The sequence below is a fragment of the Burkholderia sp. HAN2018 genome (genome assembly GCF_024704855.1).
Classification (GTDB): Bacteria; Pseudomonadota; Gammaproteobacteria; order Burkholderiales; family Burkholderiaceae; genus Burkholderia; species Burkholderia cepacia.
In genome coordinates this window covers 1-23875 of record NZ_QOBB01000068.1, presented here as the reverse complement: position 1 = coordinate 23875, position 23875 = coordinate 1, and the positions used below count along the sequence as shown (strand labels likewise).

The window sequence follows — 23875 nt, the reverse complement described above, 5'->3', positions numbered from 1 at the left end:
TGATTTTCCGCATTAGCTGGTTCTTCATCGCACTCGCGCGACGTATGATTCGGCCACTTTCGTGGATCGAATGCGCATCGGGCATACGCAAACGGATTCAATGACCCTCGGGCGGTGTGATGAAAAGAAGAGCTTCAAAAGGCGGGGTGGCGCTGATGTCGATCGGCGCGGCCCTGAGCCTGTCAGGCTGTAATTTAGATGTACTAAATCCGAAAGGAAGCGTGGGGGCTGCCGAAAAGGCGCTGATCGCGACGTCCACCTGGGCGATGCTGGTCGTCGTCGTGCCGGTGATCCTGCTCACGCTGTGGTTCGCGTGGCGTTACCGCGCATCGAACCGCAATGCCACCTACGCGCCGAACTGGTCGCACTCGACCGCGATCGAGGTCGTGATCTGGACGGTGCCGACGCTGATCATCCTGTTCCTCGGCGTGCTCACGTGGAAGACCACGCACGAGCTCGACCCGTACAAGCCGCTCGAGTCGTCGGTGAAGCCGATCGACGTCGAGGTCGTCGCGCTCGACTGGAAGTGGCTGTTCATCTATCCGGAACTCGGCATCGCGTCGGTGAACCAGCTCGCGATTCCGGTCGGCACGCCGGTGAACTTCCGCATCACGTCGGATTCGGTGATGAACTCGTTCTTCATCCCGCAGCTCGGCGGCCAGGTCTACGCGATGGCCGGCATGCAGACGCGCCTGCACCTGATCGCAGACGAGCCCGGCAACTACGCGGGCACGTCCGCCAACTTCAGCGGCCGCGGCTTCTCCGACATGAAGTTCCGCACGCTCGCCGAGCCGCGCGAACAGTTCGATGCATGGGTGCAGAAGGTGAAGGCCTCGCCCGACCGTCTCGACGCGACCGTGTACGGTACCGTCGCCCAGCCGAGCGAGAAGGCGCCGGTGCGCTACTTCTCGTCGGTCGATCCGCGGCTCTTCCACAACATCATCGCGAAATACAACGATGGCCACGTCCTCGACCTGAAGGACGCCGCCTGCGGCACGAAGGGGTAACGCATGTTCGGCAAACTCACACTTTCGGCGATCCCGTTCGATCAGCCCATCATCATGGGGGCAGGCGCCTTCATGGGGCTGGTCGTGCTGGGCATTCTCGCCGCGCTGACGATCACCGGCCGGTGGAAATGGCTGTGGACGGAATGGCTGACCACGGTCGACCACAAGAGACTCGGCGTGATGTACATCATCGTCGCGCTGATCATGCTGCTGCGCGGCTTCGCCGACGCGATCATGATGCGCATGCAGCTCGCGCTCTCGTACAACGGGCCCGGCTACCTGCCGCCGCACCACTATGACCAGGTCTTCACGGCACACGGCGTGATCATGATCTTCTTCATGGCGATGGTGTTCATGGTCGGCCTGATGAACCTGGTCGTGCCGCTGCAGATCGGCGCGCGCGACGTCGCATTCCCGTTCATCAACTCGCTCTCCTTCTGGATGACGGCCGTCAGTGCGATCCTGATCAACGTATCGCTCGTGATCGGCGAATTCGCGCAGACGGGCTGGCTCGCGTATCCGCCGCTGTCGGAGCTGCAGTTCAGTCCGGGGGTAGGGGTCGACTACTACCTGTGGGCGCTGCAGATATCGGGCGTCGGCACGCTGCTGACCGGCGTGAACTTCTTCGTGACGATCATCAAGATGCGCGCGCCGGGCATGACGCTGATGAAGATGCCGGTGTTCACGTGGACCGCGCTCTGCACGAACGTGCTGATCATGGCGTCGTTCCCGATCCTGACCGCGACGCTCGCGCTGCTCGGCCTCGACCGTTACCTCGGCATGCACTTCTTCACGAACGAAGCCGGCGGCAACGCGATGCTGTACCTGAACCTGATCTGGGCGTGGGGCCATCCGGAGGTGTACATCCTGATCCTGCCGGCGTTCGGGATCTTCTCGGAAGTCATCGCGACGTTCGCGAAGAAGCCGCTGTTCGGCTACAAGACGATGGTGTACGCGACCTGCGCGATCATGGTGCTGTCGTTCCTCGTGTGGCTGCACCACTTCTTCACGATGGGCTCGGGTGCGAACGTGAACGCGTTCTTCGGCATCATGACGATGATCATCGCGATCCCGACCGGCGTGAAGGTGTTCAACTGGCTGTTCACGATGTATCGCGGCCGGATCGAATTCACGACGCCCGTGCTGTGGACGATCGGCTTCATGGTCACGTTCACGATCGGCGGCATGACCGGCGTGATGATGGCGATTCCGGGTGCGGACTTCGTGCTGCACAACAGCCTGTTCCTGATCGCGCACTTCCACAACGTGATCATCGGCGGCGTGCTGTTCGGTTATCTCGCGGGCTTCAACTACTGGTTCCCGAAGGCGTTCGGCTTCAAGCTGAACGAGAAGCTCGGCAAGGCTGCGTTCTGGTTCTGGCAGGTCGGCTTCTACGTCGCGTTCGTGCCGCTCTACGTGCTCGGCTTCATGGGCATGACGCGCCGGCTCAACCACTACGACAACCCGGCCTGGCATCCGTGGCTGCTGGTCGCCGCATTCGGCGCCGTGCTGATCGCGGTCGGCATTGCGTGCCAGTTGCTGCAACTGGTGGTCAGCATCCGCAACCGCAACCTGCCGGCATACCGCGACACGACGGGCGATCCGTGGGGCGGCCGCACGCTGGAGTGGGCGACCTCGTCGCCGCCGGCCGACTACAACTTCGCGGTGATCCCGCAGGTGCGCACGCTCGACGCGTATGCGGACATGAAGGCACGCGGCGAAGGCCGGCCGAACCCGGCGTCGTTCCGCGACATCCACATGCCGTCGAATACCTGCGCGGGCCTCGTGGTGGCGATCTTCAGCCTGGTGCTCGGCTTCGCGCTGGTGTGGCACATCTGGTGGATGGCGATCGGCGGGCTCGTCGGGATCGTCGGGACGCTCGTGATCTACAGCTCGCGTGATAACGACGGTTATTACATCCCTGCGTCGACGGTGCGCAAGACCGAAGACAAGCAGCCGACGCAGCGCGTGGCCGCGCGCGTCGACGACGTGGAACTGGAGGCCAACTGATGTTGCAGAAAACCCTGAGCGCGACCCTGCTCGAGCACGACGACCATCCGCCGTCGCACTCGGTGTTCGGGTTCTGGCTGTACCTGATGACCGACTGCGTGATCTTTGCCGCGCTGTTCGCGACGTTCGCGGTGCTCGGCCAGCAGTATGCGGGCGGGCCGACCGCGAAAGACCTGTTCGACATTCCGGGCGTCGCGGTGGAAACCGCCGCGCTGCTGCTGTCGAGCATCACGTACGGTTTCGCGATGCTCGCCGCGTACAAGCAGCGGCGTGGCGCGCTGCTCGCATGGCTCGCGGTGACGTTCGTGCTCGGCGCGGCGTTTCTCGTGATGGAACTGCGCGAGTTCTCGCACCTGATCGCGGAAGGCGCGGGCCCGCAGCGCAGCGCGTTCCTGTCGGCGTTCTTCACGCTGGTCGGCACGCACGGGCTGCACGTGACGGCCGGGCTGCTGTGGATGATCGTGCTCGCCGGGCAGATCGTGTTTCGCGGCGGCGACCTGACCGATCGCGACCTGCGACGCCTGACGTGCCTGAGCCTCTTCTGGCACTTCCTCGACATCGTGTGGATCTGCGTGTTTTCCTTTGTTTATCTCGCGAGCGTGATCTAAATGGCCCATTCGCATTCGTCTCAACTCGAAGAAGGGCACGGCAGTGTCGGCGGCTATGTCGCCGGTTTCATCCTGTCGGTGCTGCTCACGGCCGCGTCGTTCGGCCTCGTGATGGGCGGCGTGCTGTCGCCGCACGCGTCGCTGATCGCGCTTGCCGTGCTCGCGTTCGTGCAGATCGTCGTGCACCTCGTGTACTTCCTGCACATGAACGGCTCGTCGGGCCAGCGCTGGAACGTGATGGCGTTCAGCTACACGGTGCTGACCGCGGCGATCCTGATCGTCGGCACGCTGTGGGTGATGCACAACGTCAGCATGAACATGATGTCGCGCTGAGCGGCATCGCGGCGCGATGCGTCGACCGGAGAAGCGGCACGAAGGTGCCGCTTTTTTTTCGTCCGCGAGAAGGGCGCTGCGGCCCGCGAGGGCGGTACCGGGGGGCATCGACTGTATGATTCGGCGCGTGCGCACTGCCGGTGCGAACGCCGGTCGGCAAAGGCGGAAGGGAGCCTGGGCGCCTCCGTCGGGCCGTCGATTGTTACAAGACGTTAGCGCAAGCTTGCCCTTGCGATGCCGCGCATCAGTTCTTACAAACTTGAAATATGCGGTGGCAACGCTTGCCGTTATAGTCGAATCACACATCAAACAACCCCCAAAGAGGAATCCATGAAGACCTTGCGTATTGCCTCGCTCTTGACCGGTATGACGGCCTTGCTCGTGTCGGGCGCAGCAATGGCGGGAGTCAATGTCGGGATCAATCTCGGCGTTCCGGCACCGGTCTACGTCGCGCCCGCACCTGTGTATGCGCCGCCGCCGCCTCCGCCGGTCGTCTATCAGCCTGCGCCGGTCTATGCGCCGGCACCCGTCTACGCACCGGCGCCCGCTATCGTGATCGGCTGGCATGGCGACCGCTACTGGGACGGCCGTCGCTACTGGGGTCGCGACGAGTGGTACCACCGTCACGGCGGCCGCCCCGGCTGGGATCGCGGTCACGGCCATTGGGACAACGGTCGCCACAACGGCTGGCGTTGATCGGCAGGGCGCACGCGTGATGTGCGCGCAACGTTCGTTGATGAGGAAACCGCCTGCATGGCGGTTTTCTTTTGGCCCGACGGATTGAATGGGTAGAATCGTCCCTCGTTACTACCCTCATTCGACCGACAGGGCCTCTATGACGAAGGGTTCGCCCCGGGCCGCCGCGCGTGTCCGCCGTGCCGTACGGGTTGCCGGCCGCACGGCCGCGGTGTTCGTGTTGCAGGCGGCGCTGGCCGCGACCGCCGCGCACGCGGCCTACGCCATTGCGCAGTACGGCGAGCCGAAGTATCCGCCGGGCTTCAGGCATTTCGACTACGTCAACCCCGACGCGCCGAAGGGCGGCACGCTAGTGCTCGCGAACCCGAACCGGCTGACCTCGTTCGACAAGTTCAACCCGTTTACGATGCGCGGCAATCCCGCGCCGGGCATCGACATGCTGTTCGAGAGCCTCGCGACCGGCAGCTCGGACGAGCCGGCGTCCGCGTACGGGCTGCTCGCCGACGACATCGACATCGCACCGGATCGCCGTTCGGTCACGTTCCACCTGAATCCGCGCGCGCGCTTTTCCAATGGCGACCCGGTCACGGCCAACGACGTCAAGTTCTCGTTCGACACGCTGAAGAGCAAGCTCGCCGCGCCGCAGTTCGGCGCGTATTTCGCGGAAATCACGAAGGCCGTGGTGGTCGATCCCGCCACCGTGCGTTTCGAGTTCCGCAGCGCGAATCGCGAACTGCCGCTGATCGCCGGCGGCGTGCCGGTGTTTTCGCGCAAGTGGGGATTGCGCGCGGACGGCTCGCGCATCCCGTTCGACCAGCTCGCGTTCGAGCAGCCGATCGGCAGCGGCCCGTACCTGATCGAGCGCTACGACAACGGCAGGACGATCACTTACCGGCGCAACCCGGCGTACTGGGGGGCCAACCTGCCGGTGCGGGTGGGCACCAACAACTTCGAACGGATCGTCTACAAGCTGTACGGCGATGGCGTTGCGCGGCTCGAAGCGTTCAAGGCCGGCGAATACGATGTGCTCGTCGAGTACATCGCGCGCAACTGGACGCGCCGCGACGTCGGCAAGCGTTTCGACAGCGGCGAGCTCGTCAAGCGCGAATTCCGCCAGCACAACGGCGCCGGCATGCAGGGCTTCTTCATGAACCTGCGCCGGCCGCTGTTTCGCGACGTGCGCGTGCGCCAGGCGCTCGACCTTGCGTTCGACTTCGAATGGCTGAACCGCCAGCTGTTCTACAGCGCCTACACGCGTCTGGACAGCTACTTCGCCGACACCGACCTGCAGGCGACCGGCACGCCCGGCCCCGGCGAGCTGAAGTTGCTGGAGCCGCTGCGCGCGCAGCTCGATCCGGCCGTGTTCGGGCCGATGGTCACGCAGCCGGACACGAATCCGCCGGGCTCGCTGCGCACGAACCTGCTGAAGGCGCGCACGCTGCTCGCGCAGGCCGGCTGGACCTATCGCGACGGCGCGCTGCGCAATGCGAAGGGCGAGCCGTTCACGTTCGAGATCCTCGACGATTCGGGTGCCGCGATGGAAGGTGTCGTGACGGCCTATCAGCGCAATCTGGCGAAGCTCGGCATCGATGCACGCTTTCGCACGGCCGATTTCGCGCTGCTGCAAAAGCGCCTCGACGCGTTCGACTACGACATGACGACGATCCGCCTGCCGGGCGTGCAGGTGCCGGGTGCCGAGCAATACTCGCGTTACGCCAGCAAGTTCGCCGACGAGCCGGGCTCCGACAACCTCATCGGGCTGAAGTCGCCGGCCGTCGACACGCTGCTGCACGCACTCGGCACCGCGCAGTCGCGCGACGAATTGCTCGACGCGACGCACGCGCTCGACCGCGTGCTGATGCATGGCTACTACGCGGTCCCGCAGTGGTACAGCACGACGCACCGGATCGCGTACAAGCGCACGCTTGGCTACCCGCAGACGCTGCCGCTGTACTATTCGGCCGAGGGCTGGGTCGTGTCGACCTGGTGGGCGAAGCCCGATCACTGAGCCACGCCGCCCTACGTCCAACCCCGCCTACCGATCGCGAGTCGACGCCCATGTGGAGCTACATCCTCAAACGCCTGCTGCTGATGATCCCGACGCTCGTCGGCGTGCTGACGCTTACGTTCGCGGTGATCCAGTTCGTACCGGGCGGCCCCGTCGAACAGGCCGTGCAGGAGCTGCGCAAGGGCGCGACGGAGCAGGGCGCGGTGCCGTTCGGGATGCGCGCGCACACCGGCGTCGACGCACAGCAGCTCGCGCAGCTCAAGGCGCTGTACGGTTTCGACAAACCGCCGCTCGAACGCTACTGGCTGATGCTGAAGCGCTTCGCGCGCTTCGATCTCGGCGACAGCTACTTCCGCCACCAGAGCGTGTGGTCGCTGGTCGTGCAGAAGCTGCCCGTGTCGATCAGCATCGGGCTGTGGACGTTCTTCCTCACGTACCTGATCGCGGTGCCGCTCGGCATCGCGAAGGCCGTGCGCAACGGTTCGCCGTTCGACGTCGCGACGAGCCTCGTCGTGCTCGTCGGTTATGCGATTCCGGGCTTCGTGCTCGGCGTGCTGCTGCTCGTGCTGTTCGGCGGCGGCTCGTTCTGGCAGCTTTTCCCGCTGCGCGGGCTCACGTCGGACAACTTCGCCCAGCTGTCGCTCGTCGGCAAGGTGCTCGACTACCTGTGGCATATCGCGCTGCCGATCACGGCGTCGGTCGTCGGCAGCTTCGCGGTCGTCACGATGCTCACGAAGAATGCGTTTCTCGACCAGATCCGCCGGCAATACGTGCTGACCGCGCGCGCGAAGGGGCTCTCCGAGCGCAGCGTGTTGTGGAAGCACGTGTTCCGCAACGCGATGCTGCCGCTGATCGTCGGTTTCCCGGCCGCGTTCATCGGCGCGTTCTTCACGGGCAGCCTGCTGATCGAGACGCTGTTCTCGCTCGACGGCCTCGGGCTGCTGTCGTACGAATCGGTCGTGCGGCGCGACTATCCGGTCGTGCTCGGCACGCTGTACCTGTTCACGCTGATCGGCCTTGCGACCAAGCTGATCTCCGATCTCTGCTATGTGTGGGTCGATCCGCGCATTCAATTCGACACCCTGGAGCGCTGACATGAAACCGTCCGTCTGCATGCCCGGCGTCACCGGGCGAGGTGCGCGATGAACCGGGCCGTCGTGTCGTCCCGCATCGACGCGGCGCGCGCCCGCGTGTCGCCGTCTCCCGCGCGCCGCGTATGGCAGCGCTTCAGGCAGCAGCGCCTCGGCTACTGGAGCTTCGTGATCTTCGTCGTCGCGTTCGCCGCGAGCCTCGCGGCGCCGCTGTGGTCGAACGACAAGCCGCTCGTCGTGCGTTACGACGGCCAGACCTATTTCCCGATGTTCCATGCGTATCCGGAGACGACCTTCGGCGGCGATTTCCCGACGCCGGCCGACTATCTCGATCCGTATGTGCGCAAGCGGCTCGAGGCGCCCGGCAACTTCGTCGTCTACCCGCCGAACCGTTATTACTACGACACGCTGAACTATTTCTCGAACGTGCCGAACCCCGCGCCGCCGTCGCGCGCGAACTGGCTCGGTACCGACGCGCAGGGGCGCGACCTGCTCGCCCGGCTCGTGTACGGGTTCCGCGTGTCGGTCGAGTTCGGGCTGATCCTGACCGTGATCGGCACGCTGCTCGGGATCGCCGCGGGCGCCGTGCAGGGCTTCTTCGGCGGGCGCATCGACATCGTCGGGCAGCGCCTGATCGAGATCTGGAGTTCGCTGCCCGAGCTGTACCTGCTGATCATCTTCGCGTCGATCTTCGAGCCGAGTTTCCTGCTGTTGATCGTGCTGCTGTCGCTGTTCGGCTGGATCGGGCTCGCCGACTACGTGCGCGCGGAATTCCTGCGCAACCGCACGCAGGACTACGTGCGCGCGGCGCGCGCGATGGGGCTCACGAACTGGCAGATCATCTGGCGCCATGTGCTGCCGAACAGTCTCACGCCGGTGATCACGTTCCTGCCGTTCCGGATGAGCGGCTCGATCCTCGCGCTCACGAGCCTCGATTTCCTCGGGCTCGGCGTGCCGCCGCCGACTCCCAGCCTCGGCGAACTGCTCGCGCAGGGCAAGGGCAACCTCGACGCATGGTGGATCTCGTTGTCGACCTTCGGCGTGCTGGTCACGACGCTGCTGCTGTTGACCTTCATGGGCGACGCGCTGCGCAACGCGCTCGATACGCGGATCGCCGATTCGGTGCGCGCGGCGGGAGGCCAGCGATGAGCGAACCGGTCGTATCGACGCAGCATGAGCCGCTGCTGGCGCTCGAGCATCTGCACGTGCGCTTCGGCGACACGGTCGCGGTGGACGACGTGACGCTCGAGATCGGTCGCGGCGAGCGCGTCGCGCTGGTCGGCGAATCGGGTTCCGGCAAGAGCGTGACCGCGCTGTCGATCCTGCGGCTGCTGCGCGATGCCGACGTGAGCGGCGCGATCCGCTTCGCGGAGCAGGATCTGGCTGGCAAGAGCGAGCGCGAGATGCGCGGGCTGCGCGGCTCGGACATCGCGATGATCTTCCAGGAACCGATGACGGCGCTCAACCCGCTGTATACGATCGGCGTGCAGATCGGCGAGACGATCGTGCTGCACGACGGCGTATCGGCGGTCGAGGCGCGCAAGCGTGCGATCGCTCTGCTCGCGCGCACGGGCATCGCGGAGCCGGACAAGCGTGTCGACAGCTATCCGCACCAGTTGTCGGGCGGCCAGCGGCAGCGCGCGATGATCGCGATGGCGCTCGCCTGCCGGCCGCGCCTGCTGCTGGCCGACGAGCCGACCACCGCGCTCGACGTGACGATCCGTGCGCAGATCGTCGACCTGCTGCTGGAACTGCAGCGCGAGGAAGCGGAAAAGCGCGGGATGGCGATCCTGCTGATCACGCACGACCTGAATCTCGTGCGGCACTTCGCGGATCGCGTCGCGGTGATGGAGCGCGGCCGGCTCGTCGAGAGCGGGCCGGTCGAGCGGATCTTCGCGGAACCCGAGCATCCGTATACGCAGCGGCTACTGAACAGCCGTCCGCAACGCGCGGTCGCGCCGGTGATGCCGATCGCGCCCGTCGTGCTCGACGCCCGTCACGTGAGCGTGCAGTTCGCGCGCAAGCGGCCGGGCATCGCGGGCTGGTTCGGCTCGGTACCCGTGACGGCGGTCGCGGATGTGTCGGTGTCGGTGCGGCAGGGCGAGACGCTCGGCATCGTCGGTGAATCGGGATCCGGGAAGTCGACGCTCGCGATGGCGCTGCTCGGCCTGCAAAAGACGGCCGGCGGCACGATCGAATTCCAGGGGCGCGCGCTGTCGACCTATCGCGGCCGCGAACAGACGGCACTGCGCTCGAACATGCAGGTGGTCTTTCAGGATCCGTTCAGTTCGCTTTCTCCGCGTCACACGATCGAGCGGATCGTCGGCGAGGGGCTCGAACTGCATCGCCCGGACATGACGCCCGATGCGCGTCGCGCGAAGTCGCTCGCGGTACTGCGCGAAGTCGGCCTCGACCGCACGGCGCTGCACCGTTATCCGCACGAATTCTCGGGCGGGCAGCGCCAGCGGATCGCGATCGCGCGCGCGCTGGTGCTGGAACCGCGCATCCTGATTCTCGACGAGCCGACGTCCGCGCTCGACGTGTCGATCCAGCAGCAGGTGCTCAAGCTGCTCGCGAATTTGCAACAGAAATACAACCTCGGCTATGTATTCATCAGCCATGACCTGGAGGTGATCGGGGCGATGGCGCATCGCGTCGCGGTGATGCAGGGCGGGGCCGTCGTCGAGTCGGGAGAGGTGGCCGACATCTTCACCAGACCGTCACATCCTTACACACAAAAGCTGTTGAAAGCGGTCTGGAAAGCGTGATAGGTCGCCAATGGTCTGATCATCTCGATTGTATTTATTAATTTGTTTTGACAAACGATTACGCGCTGGCTAGTATCGACCGAAATTTTCCGCCAATCAGCTGATTTTTAAGCAAATTCCATCGACCAATGCAGCATCGATCCCTGACCCAGGCATGCGCGCGCACCATCGCCGGGCTATTCATCGGCGCCCTGTTCGCAGCAGCACCCGGCGCGTTCGCCGACGAAGTCAGCAGTTTTAACCAGAATGTCATAAATTCGACGCAGAACGCGTCGAATTCCTCCCTCCAGCAGACCAGCGCGCAGCCGTCGGGCGGCGGCGCGAAGTCGTTCCTCGCCGGCATGGCCGGCAAGGCGGGCGACGTGGTCGTCGGCGCGCTGAACATGATCGGCGTGCGCTATCGCTGGGGCGGCAACTCGCCGGATTCGGGCCTCGACTGCAGCGGCTTCGTGCGCTACGTGTTCCAGGACACCCTCGGCATGTCGCTGCCGCGTCGTGCGGAAGAGATGAGCCGCGTCGGCGAGAAGGTGAGCATGAGCAACCTCAAGCCGGGCGATCTCGTGTTCTTCAACACGATGCGCCGCACGTTCTCGCACGTCGGCATCTACATCGGCGACAACAAGTTCGTGCACTCGCCGTCGACGGGCAGCACCATCCGCGTCGACGATCTCGATAGCGGCTACTGGGAAAAGCGTTTCACCGGCGCGCGCCGGCTTGAGTCGGAGTTCCCGATGAAGCCGGAAGATCTGCGTCAGCGCGTGCGCGCGACGATTGGCGACGATTCGGCGAACGGCAACAACTGACGTTCGACGGCCAGTCCGGCCGGATCGAAAAAACCCTGTCACCGAAAGGCGGCAGGGTTTTTTGTTTTGGGGCGGTGCAAACGCTGAGACGGTCGCGCCGTCGTTTGAGGGCCGGCGGCGCGCGCCGGCCTGCTCATCGCGTGCTTACGCGGCGGCCACGCCGCGCGCTGCCGCGAGCTTGCGCTGCAGTTCCGGCATGATGCGCGCGACGGCTTCCTCGCCTGCAAGAATGGCCGCGTTGCGCTGGTTGAAGTCGCTGCCGCCCATGGCCGCGAGGTTCGGGCGGATCACGACGTCGGCGTACTTGTCGAGCTCGTAGGTCTTGATCGTCTGGCCCATGATCGTGAAGGTCTGCAGCAGCATCTCGATCGGGTTGTTGGTTGCCGCGCCGTCCGGCCGGGCCGAGATGTCGACCGCGATCACGAAGCTCGCGCCCATCTTGCGCGCGTACGACGCCGGCACGGGGCTCACGAGGCCGCCGTCGACATATTCGCGGTTGCCGATCTTCACCGGTTCGAACACCGACGGCACGCTGCACGATGCGCGCACCGCGAGCCCCGTGTTGCCCTGCTGGAACAGGATCGGCTGACCGCTCTGCAGATCGGTCGCGACAATACCGAGCGGCTTCGCCATCTTCTCGATCGGCCGGTTGTTGAGTGTCTTGTTCAGAAAGTTCTGCAGCGCCACGCCTTGCAGCAGCCCGCGCGAACGGAACGGCAGCGCCCAGTCGCTGATCGCCGCCTGATCCATGTCGAGCGCGATCTTGTTGATCTGCAGTGCGCTCATGCCCGACGCATACAGTGCGCCGACCACCGAGCCCGCGCTCGTGCCTGCGACGATTTCGACCGGGATGCCGCGCGCCTCGAGCGCCTTCAGCACGCCGATGTGCGAGAAGCCGCGCGCGGCGCCGCCACCGAGCGCGATGCCGATCTTCACCGGTTTCTCGCGCGGCTGCGTGGCGCCGGAGGCATTGTCCGAACGGGATTTGTCGCCGAACGACGTGCAGGCGGCGAGGCTGGCGGACGCGGCGGCGATCGTGAAGTGGCGGCGCGACAGGCGAGGGGACGACATCGAATGGTTCTCCGGCGGCTTGGCGGCGGGTTACACGGCCCGCGGCGGCGATAGGTTCCGAGCGGCCGCGCGGCAGGTTCCGTGCGGCCGGTGCCGCGCCGGCTGGCGGCCGCGGCGCGCACATCATAAAGCAAGCGGCGCGCTTGGCGCGATGTCCGGCGCGAGTATAATTCCGGCTTCTTTCCCGTTCCGGGCGCGGCCGGCCCCGTTGCTGTCCGGGCTGCCGCCGTCGATCCCGCGTCGAATCATTCATGCGCCCCAGGCGTTCGAGTTACCGTTTATGACCCGTCCTGTCCGTACCCGCTTCGCGCCGAGTCCCACCGGCTTCATCCACCTCGGCAACATTCGCTCCGCGCTCTATCCGTGGGCGTTCGCCCGCAAGATGAAGGGCACGTTCGTGCTGCGCATCGAGGACACCGACGTCGAACGCTCGTCGCAGGAAGCGGTCGACGCGATCCTCGAAGGGATGCAATGGCTCGGCCTGGATTTCGACGAAGGCCCGATCTACCAGATGCAGCGGATGGACCGCTATCGCGAGGTGCTCGCGCAGATGCTGGAGAAGGGGCTTGCATACCCGTGCTACATGTCGGCCGAGGAACTCGACGCGCTGCGCGAACGCCAGCGCGAGGCCGGCCTGAAGCCGCGCTACGACGGCACGTGGCGTCCGGAGCCCGGCAAGGTGCTGCCGGAGCCGCCGGCCGGCGTGAAGCCGGTGCTGCGATTCCGCAATCCGCTGACGGGCACGGTCGTGTGGGATGACGCGGTGAAGGGGCGTGTCGAGATTTCGAACGAGGAACTCGACGACCTCGTGATCGCGCGCCCGGACGGCACGCCGATCTACAACTTCTGCGTGGTGGTGGACGACATGGACATGGGCATCACGCACGTGATCCGTGGCGACGACCACGTGAACAACACGCCGCGCCAGATCAACATCCTGAATGCGCTCGGCGGCGAGGCGCCGGTCTACGCGCACCTGCCGACCGTGCTGAACGAGCAGGGCGAGAAGATGAGCAAGCGGCATGGCGCGATGAGCGTGATGGCGTATCGCGACGCGGGTTTCCTGCCCGAAGCGGTCGTCAACTATCTCGCGCGCCTCGGCTGGTCGCACGGCGATGCCGAGATCTTCTCGCGCGAGCAGTTCGTCGAATGGTTCGATCTCGAGCATCTCGGCAAGTCGCCCGCGCAGTACGACCACAGCAAGCTGAGCTGGCTGAACGCGCATTACATCAAGGAAGCGGACAACGCGCGCCTCGCCGAGCTGGCCAAACCGTTCCTCGCCGCACTCGGCGTCGACGATGCGGCGATCGCCACGGGCCCGGCGCTCGATGCCGTGGTCGGGCTGATGAAGGATCGCGCGACGACGGTCAAGGAGATCGCGGAAGGCGCAGCGATGTTCTACCGTGTGCCGGCACCGGATGCCGATGCGCTTGCGCAGCACGTGACCGATGCGGTGCGTCCGGCGCTGGCCGATCTCGTCGCTGCGCTGAAGGCGGCCGACTGGACGAAGGAGGCCGTATCCGCCGCGCTGAAGGCGACGCTCGGCACGCACAAGCTGAAGATGCCGCAACTCGCGATGCCGGTACGCCTGCTGGTGGCGGGGACGACGCATACGCCGTCGATCGACGCGGTGCTCGTCCTGTTCGGTCGCGATGTCGTGGTGTCGCGCATCGAGGCCGCGCTGGCCTGAGACTCGGAGGCGAGCGAAGCTGCCCGTGCGTGACATCGCGGCAGCTTCGCAAAAAATTTCGCTCCAATCGCAAAAAGGGTATTTACAAGTTCAAAGTAGCTCCATATAATCTCATTTCTGTTCTGCAAGGGGGTATAGCTCAGCTGGGAGAGCGCTTGCATGGCATGCAAGAGGTCAGCGGTTCGATCCCGCTTACCTCCACCATCAGAACAAGCTGGATTGATTTGCGAAGCAGCAGTGGTAGTAATAAATGCTTCACAAAATGATTCAAAGCAGTTAGAATTTCGGCCTTCGCTGTTGATTGAAAAGTGAATAGCGAAAGTCAGACAGATCTGAAAAGATTTTGTCCCCTTCGTCTAGAGGCCTAGGACATCACCCTTTCACGGTGAGTACAGGGGTTCGAATCCCCTAGGGGACGCCAGGATTCAGCGGCGTTTCGTAGAAGTGTCGCAAGGCTCGCAGGAACGTAACCGACGTCCTGCGGGTTGGGTAAGAAAGCTGGAGCGGTAGTTCAGTCGGTTAGAATACCGGCCTGTCACGCCGGGGGTCGCGGGTTCGAGTCCCGTCCGCTCCGCCAGAACGAAGCCCGTTCAAGACGTTTTTGAGCGGGCTTTTGTATTAAAGATGTAAGCAGTACGTTGTCCCCTTCGTCTAGAGGCCTAGGACATCACCCTTTCACGGTGAGTACAGGGGTTCGAATCCCCTAGGGGACGCCAGGATTCAGCGGCGTTTCGTAGAAGTGCCGCATCGCTTGCAGGAGCGTGACAAGATCCTGCAAGCGAGGGTAAGGAAAGCTGGAGCGGTAGTTCAGTTGGTTAGAATACCGGCCTGTCACGCCGGGGGTCGCGGGTTCGAGCCCCGTCCGCTCCGCCAGAACGAAGCCCGTTCAAAGAACGTTTTTTGAACGGGCTTTTGCATTAAGGATGTAAGCAGTACGTTGTCCCCTTCGTCTAGAGGCCTAGGACATCACCCTTTCACGGTGAGTACAGGGGTTCGAATCCCCTAGGGGACGCCAGATTTCGGCGTCGTTCGAACAAACGATGCGCCGGCAGGAAGCAACCGACGCCTGCCAGGCAAGCAGTAAGACTGGAGCGGTAGTTCAGTCGGTTAGAATACCGGCCTGTCACGCCGGGGGTCGCGGGTTCGAGTCCCGTCCGCTCCGCCAAAAAATAAAGAAGCCCGCCTCGTGCGGGCTTTTTTATTTGCGTTTGGTTGCGCCCGCCGGCGGGCGCGTGACTGCGGAGCGGAGGAAGCCGCCTGCACGGTTTCCGGCGGGGCGCGAAGGGATGCGCGTGCGCAAGGGGATGCAGGCGAGTCCCGCCCGCCCGCCTGCCTGAAAATGAAGAGCCCGCCTCGCGCGGGCTTTTGCATGTGTGGCGCCGGTTGTGTCCGCAGGCGGGACGTAACCACCGGTCATCACGCGTCGAGCCGCTACGAGAAATCCGCGATTGCATCCGCACGCGACTGCGCTATCGTGGCGGGATGCGTTCTTGACCCCTGCGCGATGCTCGATCCGACCGACCTGCGACTCCTGTATCAGCTCCGGCCTGCGGAGGCCGGCGATTTTCCCTTTGCCGAAGCGCTGACGCACGGCAACATGGGCGGCTATTACAAGCGCCATGGGCTCGTGTGGCGCAGCGACCTGTTCTACGCGAGCTGGCGCGAATCCGAGAACTTTATCCTCGAGGCCGACGGCGAGCGCATCGGCGTGCTGCGCGTGACCGAGGAGGGCGACTCGCTGCACATCCGCGACGTACAGATCGCGGCCGGTCATCGCGGGCAGGGCGCCGGCACCTACATGCTCGACATGTCGCACCGCTGGGCGCGTGCGCGCGGGCTGCACGAACTTCAATTGCGCGTGTTCGTCGACAATCCTGCCGCGCGTCTTTATTTGCGCATGGGCTATCAGGTTGCCGGGTCGCGGCTCGCGCAACTTGGCTCGATCCGCCACATGGTGCGGCCGGTCTGACGCGCTGACGACTCCGAATGACGCGTTCAGCGGACAGCGCCGATGGCGTCGTCGTCCGGGGTTTCGTCGTCCGCGAGGCTGCCTTCCGGGCCGCGGTGTTCGTAGCCGCGCAGCATGAATGCGCGCGGGCTTTCGCCGAATGCGCGCCGGAACATCGCCGAAAAGGCGCTCTGGCTCTGGTAGCCGAGCTCGCGCGCGATATGCGACAGCGGGCGCCCCTGGTTCAGCAGCGGAATGGCCCGTGCCAGCAGTGCCTGCTGACGCCACTGCGAAAAACTCACGCCCAGTTCCTGCTTGAAGAGCCGCGAAATCGTGCGCGTGCTCGCGCCGACCTCGCTTGCCCAGTGCTCGAGCGACTCCGCATGCGCCGGATGCGCGAGTACCGATTCGCACAGCATGCGCAGCCGTTTTTCGTCGGGCATCGGCACCGCGAGCGGCAGCGGTTCGGCGCGACTCAGCTCGTCGAGCACGAGCCCGCACAGCAGGCGCTCGCGCGCGGTGCTCAGGTCGCGCGCGTCGAGCGCGACGATCAGTTCGCGCAGGAGCCCCGTCACTTCGACGACGCGGCACGCGTCAAGCCCTTCCGGCACGATCGACTCGTCGATGTACAGCGTGCGCAAGAACGCCTCTTCGACGATCACGACTTCGTGCGTCACGTGCGGCGGTACCCAGATCGCACGGGACGGCGGCACCATCCATGTCGTGCCGGTCGTCGCGACGCGCAGCACGCCGCGCGATGCGTACGCGAGCTGTGCCCACGCATGCGTATGCAGCGGGATGCGGCGTCCGGCGTCGAGCTGCCGTGCGCGCACGCGCATCGGATGGACGGCGGTCGGCGCGAATTCGGGCGGAATGTCGATGACGTACAGGTTCGGTACGTCGGCTTGGGCGGGCGGATTCATGGACGATTCGGGCAACGCTGCGGCGATGCCGTTATTGTAGAAGGCGCCGCGAAAGCGCATGCGACGGTTTGTCGGGCGATCATGCCGCGCTCAAATGAACTTTGTGTGGGAGCGCCGGAGATTTCAGGGCCGCCCGAAACCAGACGCGCTCGTGGGCCCGAACCATCGGGCCGGTATCGTGGTCTATCGATGCGCGGGTGATTGCGCAAGAATTGCGCACGGATCGCGCATGAATCGCCCGTGAACACGGCAACACACGAATCAAAGAGGAGAACCACGATGCGTTACGTATTCGTCTACGGCACCTTGAGAAACGGGGAGGCCAACGACATCGGCCACGCAGCCGCCAGGCACGGAATTGCCGCGCCGACGCTGCTCGGCGCCGCAGCGCTGCCGGGAGAGCTGTACGATTTCGGCACTTATCCGGGGATGGTTGCCGGATCGGCCGGCAAGTCGCTGGTCTGGGGTGACGTCTACGAAGTCGACGACCGGCTCGTTCCCGTGCTCGACGAGATCGAGCGCGTCTATCCGGGTGTCGACTCGCTGTTCAAGCCGGACGACGTGACCGTCGAACTCGGCGGCCGGCAGTACGCGTGCCTTTACTATCCGGTCGCCGCGCACGCGACAGCCGGGCGTCCGCGCATTGCGTCGGGCGACTGGGTTCAGCACCGGCGCGAGCGGGAAGCCGTCTGACCGGTCGCGCGGCAGCCGCTTCAGCCGCAAAGGAAAAAGCGCCCCGAGGGGCGCTTTCGTTTGTGCCGTCATTCGCGTGCGACCGGCGCCGACGCAGGGCCGGCCCCGATCGGGACGGGCGGCTTCGTCAGATTTCCTCGTACAGCGGCAGCGTCAGGAATTCGGTAAAGCCTTCCGACGTCGACATCTGCTCGAAGATCGCGGCGGCGCGCTCATACGGCTGCGTGTTGCCGCCGACCGCGCGCTTCACGTTGTCGAGCTCGGCCTTCGAGAATTCCCGCACGAGTTCCGCCGTGACCTTGCGGCCGTCGTCGAGCACGCCCTTCGGCGAGCGGATCCATTGCCACACCTGCGAACGGGAAATCTCGGCCGTGGCCGCATCTTCCATCAGGTTGTGGATCGGTACGCAGCCGTTGCCGTCGAGCCAGGCGCCGAGGTAATGGATGCCGACGTTGATGTTGTTGCGCAGGCCGGCTTCGGTGATCGGCGCTTCGGGCTGGAAGTCGAGCAGGTTCCTGCCTTCGACCTGCACGTCGTCGCGCTGCTTCGCGATCTGGTTCGGCTTGTCGCCGAGCACCTTGACGAACTCTTCCATCGCGATCGGCACGAGGCCCGGGTGCGCGACCCAGCCGCCGTCGTAGCCGTCGGTCGCGTCGCGCTGCTTGTCCGAACGCACGCCGCCCATGGCCTTGTCGTTCGCTTCCGGATCGTTCTTGATCGGGATCAGCGCGCTCATCCCGCCGATCGCCGGCGCGTTGCGCTTGTGACAGGTCTTCAGCAGCAGCAGCGCGTACGCGCGCATGAACGGCACCGTCATCGTGATCTTCGAACGCTCGGCCAGGCAGAAGTCGCGGTCGTTCTTGAATTTCTTGATCGCCGAGAAGATGTAGTCCCAGCGGCCCGCGTTCAGGCCCGAGCTGTGTTCGCGCAGTTCGTACAGGATCTCGTCCATCTCGAACGCGGCGAGGATCGTCTCGATCAGCACGGTCGCGCGGATCGTGCCGCGCGGCACGCCGATGGCTTCCTGCGCCGCGACGAAGATGTCGTTCCACAGCCGGGCTTCGAGATGGCTTTCCATCTTCGGCAGGTAGAAGTACGGGCCCGAGCCGCGCGCAAGCAGTTCCTTCGCGTTGTGGAACAGGAACAGCGCGAAATCGAAGATGCCGCCGGACACGCGCTGGCCGTCGACCGTCACGTGCTTCTCGTCGAGGTGCCAGCCGCGCGGACGCACGATCAGCGTCGCGACCTTGTCGTTCAACTGGTAGGACTTGCCGTTCTGCTCGAGCGAGATCGTCCGGCGCACCGCGTCCTTCAGGTTGATCTGGCCGTCGATCTGGTTCGTCCAGCTCGGTGCGTTCGAATCCTCGAAGTCCGTCATGTACGAATCGGCGCCCGAGTTCAGCGCGTTGATGATCATCTTGCGCTCGACGGGGCCCGTGATCTCGACGCGGCGGCATTGCAGGTCGGCCGGCAGCGGCGCGACCTTCCAGTCGCCTTCGCGGATCGCCTTCGTCTCGGCCAGGAAGTCGGGGCGCTCGCCCGCGTCGAGGCGTTTCGTGCGCTCGACGCGCGCCTGCAGCAGCGCCTGGCGGCGCGGTTCGAACGTGCGGTGCAGCGCCGCGACGAGTGCGAGTGCGTCGGGCGTCAGGATTGCTTCGTAACCCGGCTTGATTTCGCCGGTGATCGCCATGCCTTGCGGCAGCGTGATCGGGGTGCTCATGAGTCTCATCTCCTTGGTCGGTCAGTTGCGGTTTCGGTAAAGGGGGAAGGCGGCAGCTGCAAACGTCATGCACCCGGGCCGGGGCGCGTGCGGTTTGCGGGTCTGCCGGACGGAGCCGGGGTGGCGAGGAATGCGAGCAGGTCGGCCATGCCGGTGCCCGTACCGTCCGGCGGCGCGCCGAGTTCCTCGGCGGGCGCGCCCGTGCGGTTGAGCCAGAACGTGGTGTAGCCGAACCAGACGGCGCCGGCGACGTCCCACGCGTTCGACGACACGAACACGATGCCGCGCCGGTTCGGTCCGAACGCGGCGGTGCCGAGCGCGTAGGCCGCCGGACTCGGCTTGTACGCGCGCACGGTATCGGCCGACAGCACGCGATCGAACAGCCCGGACATGCCGGCGCTCTTGATCGCGATGTCGAGCATCTGCGGCGTGCCGTTCGACAGGATCGCGAGCGGCGGGCGCGGGTCGAGCGCGCGCAGCTTGCGCAGCGCGGGCACCGTATCGGGATAGGTGGACAGGCACGCGTATTCGTCCATCAGTCGCTTCTCGGCCGCGCTGTTCAGCGCGAGCCCGAGCCGGCGCGCGGCGAACCGCAGCGCATCGAGCGTGATGTCCCGGAACGGGCGATAGCGGGCGCCGGCCGGGTCAGCGAGCGTGCGCAGTTGCGAGTATTCGATTTGCTTGCGTCGCCACAGCTGCGACAACCGTTCCCCGTGACCCGGAAACATCTGCTCCGCTGCGGCCAGCACCGCACGCACGTCGAACAACGTGCCGAATGCGTCGAAGAGGATTGCGTCGGGAGAGGAGAGTGTCGTTGTGGCCGACATAGCCTTGCGCTCCGGTTTCAGAGGTCGGGTAAATTCTATTCGTGATCGTATGCGCTAAAAAAGGCGCTATTCATCACTTGATCTTTTACTTTCATATACCTAATCTTGAGCGGTTTAAGTTATTTGAAGGGCGGCGGCACCGCCCCGGCGAGTCATGGACCGGTTCAAGCAGATCGAAACGTTCGCTGCGGTCGCGGCGAAGGGCAGCCTGTCGGCGGCCGCGCATGCGGAAGGCGTCGCCCCGGCGATCATCGGCCGACGCCTCGACGCGCTCGAGGAGCGGCTCGGCGTCAAGCTGCTGGTGCGCACGACGCGCAAGCTCACGCTGACGTTCGAGGGCTCGGCGTTTCTCGAGGATTGCCAGCGGATCATCAACGACATGCAGAACGCCGAGGCGAGCGTGTCCGCCGGCGGCGTCAAGGCGAGCGGGCACCTGCGTATTTCCGCGCCGGCCGGCTTCGGCCGGCGGCACGTCGCGCCGCTCGTGCCCGAATTCAGCGTCGGGCATCCCGACGTATCCGTTACGCTCGACCTGTCCGACCGCATGGTCGACCTCGTCAATGAGGGGTTCGATTGCGCGGTGCGGCTCGGCGAGCTGCCCGACTCGTCGCTCGTGTCGCTGAAGCTCGGCGAGAACCGCCGCGTGTGCGTCGCGGCTCCCGCGTATCTCGTACGGCGCGGCACGCCCGCGACGCTCGCGGAACTGGCGCGGCACAACTGCCTCGCGCTCGCGGCAAACGCGAACCAGCAGCGCGGCTGGGCGTTCCAGGAGGACGGTAAGGTCGTGTCGATCCGCGTGAACGGCACGATGGAATGCTCGGACGGCGCGGTGCTGCACGAGTGGTGCCTCGCCGGACATGGCCTGGCGTGGCGCTCGTGGTGGGAGGTCGGCGAGGACATCGCGGCCGGCCGGCTGGTCAGCGTGCTCGACGCATTTGCCGCCCCGCCGATCGGCATCCACGCGGTGTTCCCGCAACGCCGGCACCTGCCGCTGCGTGTGCGGCTGTTTCTCGACTACCTGAAGCACACTTACGAGCGGCCCGGATATTGGGGCGAGTAGCAGCGGGAGCCGGTCGCGTTCGCCCGCGTGTTTCCGATATGAGGGCGAACCCGCTGCCGGGGCCGGTTGGGCGGTGTCGCGCACTACACTCGTAGGAGGCATGTCCGACGCGCCACGGCCGCCCCGGATGGGATCGCGGCTTGCGGCGTGTACTTGACGAAGGAGGGCGCGATGTTCCGGCACATCCTCGTTCCAACCGACGGTTCCGAACTGTCGCAGAAGGCGATCGACGGCGCGATCGACCTGGCCCGGGCGGTCGGTGCGCGCGTCACGGCGTACGCGTGCCTGCCGCAGTATCCGTACTCGCCGTTTTCCGAAGTGATCATCGAGCCGCCCGCCGATTTCCGGGCGCGCAGCGAGCGCGAGGCGCGCACGCATCTCGACGAGGTCGAATCGGCCGCGAAGGCGGCCGGTGTCGACTGCGACACCTGGACGAGCGTCCATCCGTCGCCGTATCTCGGCATCATCGAGGCGGCAGAACGCGGCGGTTGCGACGTGATCTTCATGGCGTCCCACGGACGCCGCGGGCTCGGCAGCTTGCTGATCGGCAGCGAGACGCAGCGCGTGCTGACCCATACGAAAATTCCGGTGATCGTCTATCGATAGGGCGGTGCCCTGGAAAAAGGGCGCGCCGGACGAAGCCGGCGCGCGTCGTTGCTGGCGGCACGCAGGCCGCGCGGCCGGTCGCGCGATCGGTATCGCGCGCCTGCCGTCTCCTCCCTGATTCTTGTTCGGTGGCCGATGCCGCACCGTCGTGAGACGGGGCGGGCATCGGCATGACGTGCCTGGCGCGTGTTACGCGACCTTCTTGCCGTCGAAGAACTGCTCGTCCTCGGTCGAGCCGTGCAGTGCGGTCGTCGACGCTTCGCGTTCGACCGTCTGCGTCACGGCGTCGAAGTAGCCGGTGCCGACTTCGCGCTGGTGCTTGACGGCCGTGAAGCCCTTGTCCGCGGCCGCGAACTCGGCCTGCTGCAGTTCGACGAAGGCGCTCATCTGCGTGCGGGCATAGCCGTGCGCGAGGTTGAACATCGAGTAGTTCAGCGCATGGAAGCCGGCCAGCGTGATGAACTGGAACTTGTAGCCCATCGCGCCGAGCTCCTTCTGGAACTTCGCGATCGTCGCGTCGTCGAGGTTCTTCTTCCAGTTGAACGACGGCGAGCAGTTGTACGACAGCAGCTTGCCCGGGAACTGCTTGTGGATCGCTTCCGCGAACTTCTTCGCGTACTCGAGATCCGGCTTGCCGGTTTCGCACCAGACCAGGTCGGCGTACGGCGCATAGGCAAGACCGCGCGAGATCGCCTGCCCGATGCCCGGCTTCGTGCGGAAGAAGCCTTCCACAGTGCGCTCGCCCGTGAGGAACGGCTTGTCGTTGTCGTCGACGTCGGACGTGATCAGGTCGGCGGCTTCCGCGTCGGTGCGGGCGACCAGCACGGTCGGCGTGCCCATCACGTCGGCCGCGAGACGCGCTGCCGACAGCTTCGCGACGGCTTCGCGGGTCGGCACGAGCACCTTGCCGCCCATGTGGCCGCACTTCTTCACCGACGCGAGCTGGTCCTCGAAGTGGACGCCCGATGCGCCGGCTTCGATCATCGCCTTCATCAGCTCGAACGCGTTCAGCACGCCGCCGAAACCGGCTTCCGCGTCGGCGACGATCGGTGCGAAGAAATCGACATAACCTTCGTCACCCGGATTCTTGCCCTCCGACCACTGGATCTGGTCGGCGCGCGTCAGCGTGTTGTTGATGCGCTTCACGACGAGCGGCACCGAGTTTGCCGGGTACAGCGACTGGTCCGGGTACATTTCGCCCGCGACGTTCGCGTCGCCGGCCACTTGCCAGCCGGACAGGTAGATGGCCTTCAGGCCGGCCTTCACCTGCTGCATCGCCTGGTTGCCGGTCAGCGCGCCGAGGGCGTTGACGAACGGCTCGTTGTTGACGAGGCTCCACAGCTTTTCCGCGCCGCGCTTGGCGAGCGTGTGCTCGATCGGAACCGAACCGCGCAGGCGGACCACGTCCTCAGCCGAATAGCTGCGCTTGATGCCTTTCCAGCGCGGATCGGTTTCCCATTGCTTTTGCAGTTCCTGTGCCTGTTGCTGACGCGACATGATGAGCTCCTTGATGCGGTGCGATGCCTGATGGGTTGAATCTGACGGTGGTGAGGCTGTTCTCGAAGCCGGGAGCGTTGTGTTCCGGTTCGTGAGGTCTTGTATAAGAGTCTAGGCAAATCGACCGAGGCGGGACAGGGGGCTTAGTGGGGCGGCAGTCAAATTTTTAGTTGTTTTGAATCAGTGGCTTGAAGTTGTAATTTCGAGATAAGAAATGCCTTTTCCCATCCCGCAATCGCCCGGGTTGTGCCACGCAGCATGATTTTTTACGACACAAAAAAATTTTCCGCATCGTGAAATGTGGGGCGAGGCGAAAAAAAACCGGCGCAGATGCGCCGGTTGGCTGAATGGGCAGTGCCATCCGTGGGGCGGCCGGTGGCCGCCCGTGCGTGCTTACGACGCGGAGTTGCTGCGACGCGGGCCGCCGCTGCGTTGACCGTCGCGGCGCGGGCCGCCGTCACGGCTGCCGCCCGGCTTGCCGCTCCAGCCGCCGCCATTGCCGCCGCCGTAGCTGCG

At 65.3% G+C, this 23875-nt stretch carries 21 protein-coding genes and 8 tRNA genes; 22 read left to right on the top strand and 7 right to left on the bottom strand.

All coding sequences use genetic code 11. From position 1 onward, the window contains the following. The first annotated feature begins 119 nt into the window (after nucleotides 1–119). From cyoA to DPV74_RS18855, 5 genes are all read left to right on the top strand, one after another. Nucleotides 120–1007 (top strand): ubiquinol oxidase subunit II, encoded by an 888-nt coding sequence (gene cyoA / locus DPV74_RS18875; protein ID WP_027787056.1) that lies wholly within the window; start codon nucleotides 120–122, stop codon nucleotides 1005–1007. Between the two features lie 3 nt (nucleotides 1008–1010). Further along, on the top strand, nucleotides 1011–3017 hold the full coding sequence (gene cyoB, locus DPV74_RS18870) for a cytochrome o ubiquinol oxidase subunit I (protein WP_119337748.1): 2007 nt from the start codon (nucleotides 1011–1013) through the stop codon (nucleotides 3015–3017). After that, the gene (cyoC, locus tag DPV74_RS18865) at nucleotides 3017–3625 is read left to right on the top strand and encodes a cytochrome o ubiquinol oxidase subunit III (RefSeq protein WP_021162482.1); all 609 of its coding nucleotides are present in this window, start codon (nucleotides 3017–3019) and stop codon (nucleotides 3623–3625) included. Before cyoB ends, cyoC begins: the two co-directional genes overlap by 1 nt. Beyond that, a complete protein-coding gene (gene cyoD, locus DPV74_RS18860) occupies nucleotides 3626–3958 on the top strand; it encodes a cytochrome o ubiquinol oxidase subunit IV (protein ID WP_011352504.1) in 333 nt (110 codons plus the stop codon). Between the two features lie 330 nt (nucleotides 3959–4288). After that, complete coding sequence (locus DPV74_RS18855; RefSeq protein WP_027787057.1) at nucleotides 4289–4654, top strand: hypothetical protein; 366 nt, start codon at nucleotides 4289–4291, stop codon at nucleotides 4652–4654. 349 nt (nucleotides 4655–5003) lie between these two features. Here DPV74_RS18855 and DPV74_RS18850 read toward each other — a convergent pair whose 3' ends face one another. Then, nucleotides 5004–5774 carry a hypothetical protein gene (locus DPV74_RS18850; RefSeq protein WP_162923083.1) on the bottom strand — a complete coding sequence of 257 codons (771 nt, stop codon included), beginning with the start codon at nucleotides 5772–5774 and terminating at the stop codon, nucleotides 5004–5006. 2 nt (nucleotides 5775–5776) lie between these two features. Beyond that, nucleotides 5777–5903: transfer RNA gene (locus tag DPV74_RS18845), tRNA-Arg, on the bottom strand. A 75-nt stretch (nucleotides 5904–5978) separates the two neighbouring features. On the opposite strand from DPV74_RS18845, the gene DPV74_RS18840 reads away from it, so the two are divergent. The 5 genes from DPV74_RS18840 (at nucleotide 5979) to DPV74_RS18820 (ending at nucleotide 11324) form a co-directional block, all read left to right on the top strand. After that, nucleotides 5979–6662: an ABC transporter substrate-binding protein gene (locus tag DPV74_RS18840; RefSeq protein WP_162923082.1), complete on the top strand. Its 684-nt coding sequence runs from the start codon at nucleotides 5979–5981 to the stop codon at nucleotides 6660–6662. A 50-nt stretch (nucleotides 6663–6712) separates the two neighbouring features. After that, the gene (locus tag DPV74_RS18835) at nucleotides 6713–7756 is read left to right on the top strand and encodes a microcin C ABC transporter permease YejB (RefSeq protein WP_027787059.1); all 1044 of its coding nucleotides are present in this window, start codon (nucleotides 6713–6715) and stop codon (nucleotides 7754–7756) included. Between the two features lie 48 nt (nucleotides 7757–7804). After that, nucleotides 7805–8902, top strand: a complete 1098-nt coding sequence (locus DPV74_RS18830) for an ABC transporter permease (protein ID WP_021162484.1) — start codon at nucleotides 7805–7807, stop codon at nucleotides 8900–8902. Further along, nucleotides 8899–10521 carry an ABC transporter ATP-binding protein gene (locus DPV74_RS18825; RefSeq protein ID WP_119337746.1) on the top strand — a complete coding sequence of 541 codons (1623 nt, stop codon included), beginning with the start codon at nucleotides 8899–8901 and terminating at the stop codon, nucleotides 10519–10521. Before DPV74_RS18830 ends, DPV74_RS18825 begins: the two co-directional genes overlap by 4 nt. A gap of 128 nt (nucleotides 10522–10649) precedes the next feature. Further along, entirely contained in the window at nucleotides 10650–11324 is a 675-nt protein-coding gene (locus DPV74_RS18820) for a C40 family peptidase (protein ID WP_027787061.1), read from the top strand. Between the two features lie 144 nt (nucleotides 11325–11468). Here the strand turns inward: DPV74_RS18820 and DPV74_RS18815 are convergent, their stop codons facing one another. Continuing rightward, complete coding sequence (locus DPV74_RS18815) at nucleotides 11469–12395, bottom strand: patatin-like phospholipase family protein (protein ID WP_027787062.1); 927 nt, start codon at nucleotides 12393–12395, stop codon at nucleotides 11469–11471. 280 nt (nucleotides 12396–12675) lie between these two features. Here DPV74_RS18815 and gltX point away from each other — a divergent pair, with 280 nt between their 5' ends. From gltX to DPV74_RS18770, 9 genes are all read left to right on the top strand, one after another. Continuing rightward, nucleotides 12676–14085: a glutamate--tRNA ligase gene (gene gltX, locus DPV74_RS18810; RefSeq protein ID WP_027787063.1), complete on the top strand. Its 1410-nt coding sequence runs from the start codon at nucleotides 12676–12678 to the stop codon at nucleotides 14083–14085. Between the two features lie 128 nt (nucleotides 14086–14213). Continuing rightward, nucleotides 14214–14289: transfer RNA gene (locus DPV74_RS18805), tRNA-Ala, on the top strand. Between the two features lie 141 nt (nucleotides 14290–14430). Then, nucleotides 14431–14506: transfer RNA gene (locus DPV74_RS18800), tRNA-Glu, on the top strand. Between the two features lie 79 nt (nucleotides 14507–14585). Next, nucleotides 14586–14662, top strand: a tRNA-Asp gene (locus DPV74_RS18795). A gap of 63 nt (nucleotides 14663–14725) precedes the next feature. Then, a tRNA-Glu gene (locus DPV74_RS18790) sits at nucleotides 14726–14801 on the top strand. An 80-nt stretch (nucleotides 14802–14881) separates the two neighbouring features. Then, nucleotides 14882–14958, top strand: a tRNA-Asp gene (locus DPV74_RS18785). A 66-nt stretch (nucleotides 14959–15024) separates the two neighbouring features. After that, nucleotides 15025–15100, top strand: a tRNA-Glu gene (locus tag DPV74_RS18780). 73 nt (nucleotides 15101–15173) lie between these two features. Next, a tRNA-Asp gene (locus DPV74_RS18775) sits at nucleotides 15174–15250 on the top strand. Nucleotides 15251–15589: 339 nt separating this feature from the next. Further along, nucleotides 15590–16054 carry a GNAT family N-acetyltransferase gene (locus tag DPV74_RS18770; protein ID WP_027787064.1) on the top strand — a complete coding sequence of 155 codons (465 nt, stop codon included), beginning with the start codon at nucleotides 15590–15592 and terminating at the stop codon, nucleotides 16052–16054. A gap of 26 nt (nucleotides 16055–16080) precedes the next feature. On the opposite strand, the gene DPV74_RS18765 is transcribed toward DPV74_RS18770, so the two are convergent. After that, nucleotides 16081–16956: a helix-turn-helix domain-containing protein gene (locus DPV74_RS18765; protein ID WP_059585839.1), complete on the bottom strand. Its 876-nt coding sequence runs from the start codon at nucleotides 16954–16956 to the stop codon at nucleotides 16081–16083. Between the two features lie 279 nt (nucleotides 16957–17235). Here DPV74_RS18765 and DPV74_RS18760 point away from each other — a divergent pair, with 279 nt between their 5' ends. Beyond that, complete coding sequence (locus tag DPV74_RS18760; protein ID WP_059651599.1) at nucleotides 17236–17649, top strand: gamma-glutamylcyclotransferase; 414 nt, start codon at nucleotides 17236–17238, stop codon at nucleotides 17647–17649. Between the two features lie 127 nt (nucleotides 17650–17776). On the opposite strand, the gene aceB is transcribed toward DPV74_RS18760, so the two are convergent. Beyond that, the gene (gene aceB, locus DPV74_RS18755; RefSeq protein WP_119337752.1) at nucleotides 17777–19369 is read right to left on the bottom strand and encodes a malate synthase A; all 1593 of its coding nucleotides are present in this window, start codon (nucleotides 19367–19369) and stop codon (nucleotides 17777–17779) included. Between the two features lie 65 nt (nucleotides 19370–19434). Then, a complete protein-coding gene (locus DPV74_RS18750; protein WP_021159073.1) occupies nucleotides 19435–20196 on the bottom strand; it encodes a haloacid dehalogenase type II in 762 nt (253 codons plus the stop codon). A gap of 154 nt (nucleotides 20197–20350) precedes the next feature. On the opposite strand from DPV74_RS18750, the gene DPV74_RS18745 reads away from it, so the two are divergent. Together DPV74_RS18745 and DPV74_RS18740 are read left to right on the top strand one after the other, a co-directional pair. Beyond that, nucleotides 20351–21256: a LysR family transcriptional regulator gene (locus tag DPV74_RS18745; protein ID WP_021159074.1), complete on the top strand. Its 906-nt coding sequence runs from the start codon at nucleotides 20351–20353 to the stop codon at nucleotides 21254–21256. Between the two features lie 171 nt (nucleotides 21257–21427). Further along, on the top strand, nucleotides 21428–21862 hold the full coding sequence (locus DPV74_RS18740) for a universal stress protein (RefSeq protein ID WP_011352489.1): 435 nt from the start codon (nucleotides 21428–21430) through the stop codon (nucleotides 21860–21862). A gap of 189 nt (nucleotides 21863–22051) precedes the next feature. On the opposite strand, the gene aceA is transcribed toward DPV74_RS18740, so the two are convergent. Further along, a complete protein-coding gene (aceA, locus tag DPV74_RS18735; protein WP_027787068.1) occupies nucleotides 22052–23359 on the bottom strand; it encodes an isocitrate lyase in 1308 nt (435 codons plus the stop codon). Between the last annotated feature and the right edge of the window lie 516 nt (nucleotides 23360–23875).